The 3,214-nt window shown below is 64.8% G+C and carries 3 protein-coding genes; all 3 read left to right on the forward strand.

The window, feature by feature from the left end:
* Window positions 1-380: ABC transporter ATP-binding protein C-terminal domain-containing protein (locus tag AC0L3X_RS23480; RefSeq protein WP_473316840.1), on the forward strand; the 380-nt coding region annotated here is incomplete at its 5' end.
* Window positions 381-389: 9 nt separating this feature from the next.
* Complete coding sequence (locus AC0L3X_RS23485) at window positions 390-1,127, forward strand: ABC transporter ATP-binding protein (RefSeq protein ID WP_063979912.1); 738 nt, start codon at window positions 390-392, stop codon at window positions 1,125-1,127.
* Window positions 1,124-2,995 carry a bifunctional sugar phosphate isomerase/epimerase/4-hydroxyphenylpyruvate dioxygenase family protein gene (locus AC0L3X_RS23490; RefSeq protein WP_063979913.1) on the forward strand — a complete coding sequence of 624 codons (1,872 nt, stop codon included), beginning with the start codon at window positions 1,124-1,126 and terminating at the stop codon, window positions 2,993-2,995. Before AC0L3X_RS23485 ends, AC0L3X_RS23490 begins: the two co-directional genes overlap by 4 nt.
* Window positions 2,996-3,214: the final 219 nt, after the last annotated feature.

A 3,214-nucleotide genomic window follows, 5' to 3' on the forward strand; every position in this document is an offset into this window, starting at 1 on the left:
GGTTGACCGAGGTCGCCAACCAGATGATCGGCTTCTTCAAGCTCGACCATCTCGCCGACGAGCCGGCCGGCGGGCTCTCCTATGGCCAGCAAAAACTGCTCGATGCCGCGATGGCCTTCATGGGCGGCCCGCGCCTCGTCCTGCTCGACGAGCCCGCCGGCGGCGTCAACCCGTCGATGCTGTCGGACCTGAAGGACCGCCTGGTCGCGATCAACCGCGAGAAGAACGCCACCTTCGTCGTGATCGAGCACAACATGGAATTCGTGATGTCGCTGTGCTCGCGCGTGATGGTGATGGCGGAGGGCAAGGTGCTGGCGATGGGGCGGCCGGACGAAGTGCGGAAAAATCCCGCCGTGATCGAAGCCTATCTCGGACATTAGGAAGCCATCATGAGCGACCCGATCCTCTCGGTTCACAATCTCGTCGGCGGCTACGGCAAGATGACGATCCTGAACGGCACCACCTTCGCCGTGCCGCAGGCCACCATCACCACCATCATCGGTCCCAACGGGGCCGGCAAGTCGACGGTGTTCAAGGCGATCTTCGGCCTGTTGAAGCTGCGCGAAGGCAAGATCAGCTTTGCCGGCCGTGACGTCACCAATCTAAGTCAGCGCGCGCTGCTCAATGCCGGCATCTGCTACGTGCCACAGGGCCGCAACATCTTTCCCGAACTGTCGGTGCGCCACAATATCGAGCTCGGCGGAGTCTCCGCCGGCAAGGGCATCGACCTGCCCGCACGCATCGAAGCCGCACTCGACCTGTTTCCCGCGCTGCGCCGCAAGTCGGCGCAGCAGGCCTCCACGCTCTCCGGCGGCGAGCAGAAGCAGCTTGAGATCGCGCGCTCGCTACTGCTCGAGCCAAAGCTCGTGCTGATCGACGAGCCCTCGATCGGCCTGTCGCCGCTGATGGTGCAGCAGACCTTCGACATCCTGAAGAGCTTGCGCGACCGCGGCGTCACGATCCTGATGATCGAGCAGAACGCGCGCTCGGCGCTGGAGATTTCCGACATCGGCATCGTGCTCGAGCTCGGCCAGACTCGCATGGTCGACAGCGCGAAACGCATTTTGAACGATCCGCGCATCGGCCAGCTCTTTCTCGGCGGCGCCATGGAGGACAACGCAGCATGAACAAGCGCTCGATCGCGACCGTCTCGCTCTCAGGCAGCCTGGACGAAAAGCTCCGCGCCATCGCATCAGCCGGGTTCGACTCGGTCGAAATCTTCGAGAACGATCTGCTGTCGTTCGGCTCCGGCCCGCGCGAGGTGGCGCAGCTGTGCAAGGACCTCAATCTCGAGATTTGCGCATTCCAGCCGTTCCGCGATTTCGAGGGCATGCCGGAGCCGCAGCGGACACGCAACTTTGCCCGCGCCGAGCGCAAGTTCGACCTGATGCAGGAGCTCGGCACCGACCTCCTGCTGATCTGCTCCAACGTCTCGCCCGCCTCGCTCGGCGGCATCGATCGCGCCGCGGACGATTTTCGCGAGCTAGGCGAGCGCGCGGCCAAGCGCGGCTTGCGCGTCGGCTATGAGGCGCTGGCCTGGGGCCGCCATGTCAACGACTACCGCGATGCCTGGGAGATCGTGCGGCGCGCCGATCATCCCGCGATCGGCGTCATCCTCGACAGTTTTCACGCGCTCGCGCCCGGCTTTCCGGTACGCGCCATGGCCTCGATCCCCGGCGACAAGATCTTTCTGGTGCAGCTCGCGGATGCGCCAAAGCTCGAGCTCGACATCCTCTCATGGAGCCGGCACTTCCGCTCCTTCCCCGGCCAGGGCGACCTCCCGGTCGGCGAGTTCATGCAGGCGATCGCGGCGACCGGCTATGCCGGGCCGCTGTCGCTCGAAATCTTCAACGACCAGTTCCGTGCCGGCTCGGCCGCGCAGACCGCGGTCGACGGCCTGCGTTCGCTGATCCTGCTGGAGGACCAGCTTGCACCGGATTGGCCGAAGCTTGCCGGCGAGCCGCTGGCGCCGAAGGCCAAGAGCCACGGCACCGGCTTCATCGAGTTTGCCGTCAACGAGACCAAGGCGGTCGACCTCGCCCGCCTGTTCGCGCAGCTCGGCTTCCGCAGGACGGGCAAGCATCGCAGCAAGGCCGTGGAGCGCTGGTCGCAGGGCAAGGTCGAGCTCGTGATCAATTGCGAGACCGACGGCTTTGCGCATTCGCATTACGTCACGCACGGCCCCGGCGTCTGCGCGATTGCGCTCGACGTCGACAATGCCGGTCTTGCCATGCAGCGCGCCGAAGCGCTGAAGACGCGCACCTTCTACCAGCCGGTCGGGCCGGGCGAGCTGGAGATTCCCGCGATCCATGGCGTCGGCGGCAGCCTGCTCTATTTCCTCGATCAGGCCGGCAAGAACTGGGACACCGATTTCGAGCCGGTCGCAAGTGACGCGAACGCCGACGCCCTGCTTGCCGTCGATCACATCGCGCAGTCGATGCCCTACGACGAGATGCTGTCCTGGCTGCTGTTCTACACTGGCATCCTCGACCTGAAGCGGCTGCCGCAGATGGAGATCGCCGACCCGCGTGGCCTCGTGCAGAGCCAGGCGGTCATCAACGCCGACCAGAGCCTGCGCTTCGTGCTCAACGGCTCATCCGCCAACCGCACCCTGCCGGCGCGCTTCATCTCGGAGTTCTTCGGCTCGGGCGTGCAGCACGTGGCGTTCTCCTGCCGGGACATTTTCGCGACGGTCGCCGCGATGCGCAAGCGTGGCGCGGATTTCCTGGATATCCCTGACAATTACTACGACGACATCGAAGCCAAATATGACCTCGCGCCCGACCTGATGGCGCAGCTGCGCGCCAACCACATCCTCTACGACCGCGAAGGCGACGGCGAGTTCTTCCAAGTCTACACCCACATCTTCGATGAGCGCTTCTTCTTCGAGATCGTGGAGCGACGGGACTATCAGGGATTCGGCGCAGCCAATGCCGGGATCAGGCTCGCGGCGCAGGCCCGCGAGGTAAGACCTGCGAGCATGCCGCGGGTGTAGGTCTTCGCCTCTCCGCGCCTGCGGGGAGAGGCCGGAATTTGCGGCAGCAAATTCCGGATGAGGGGGACTCTCCGAGAGTCATATGTCCCCCAGGAGCAACGCTCTCTCAACACGTCATTGCGAGCGCAGCGAAGCAATCCAGAGTCCCTCCGCGGAGACAGTCTGGGTTTTTTTGGGGGGGGGGGCGATGGGGTGTTGGGGGGGTTGGGGGGTTAAACA

This window comes from Bradyrhizobium sp. MI1.7, assembly GCF_055811795.1.

Excerpts from the sequence above, each read along its gene's own strand:
- AC0L3X_RS23490 (WP_063979913.1), top strand. The coding sequence starts at position 1,124 with ATGAACAAGCGCTCGATCGCGACCGTCTCGCTCTCAGGCAGCCTGGAC.
- AC0L3X_RS23485 (WP_063979912.1), top strand. The coding sequence starts at position 390 with ATGAGCGACCCGATCCTCTCGGTTCACAATCTCGTCGGCGGCTACGGC.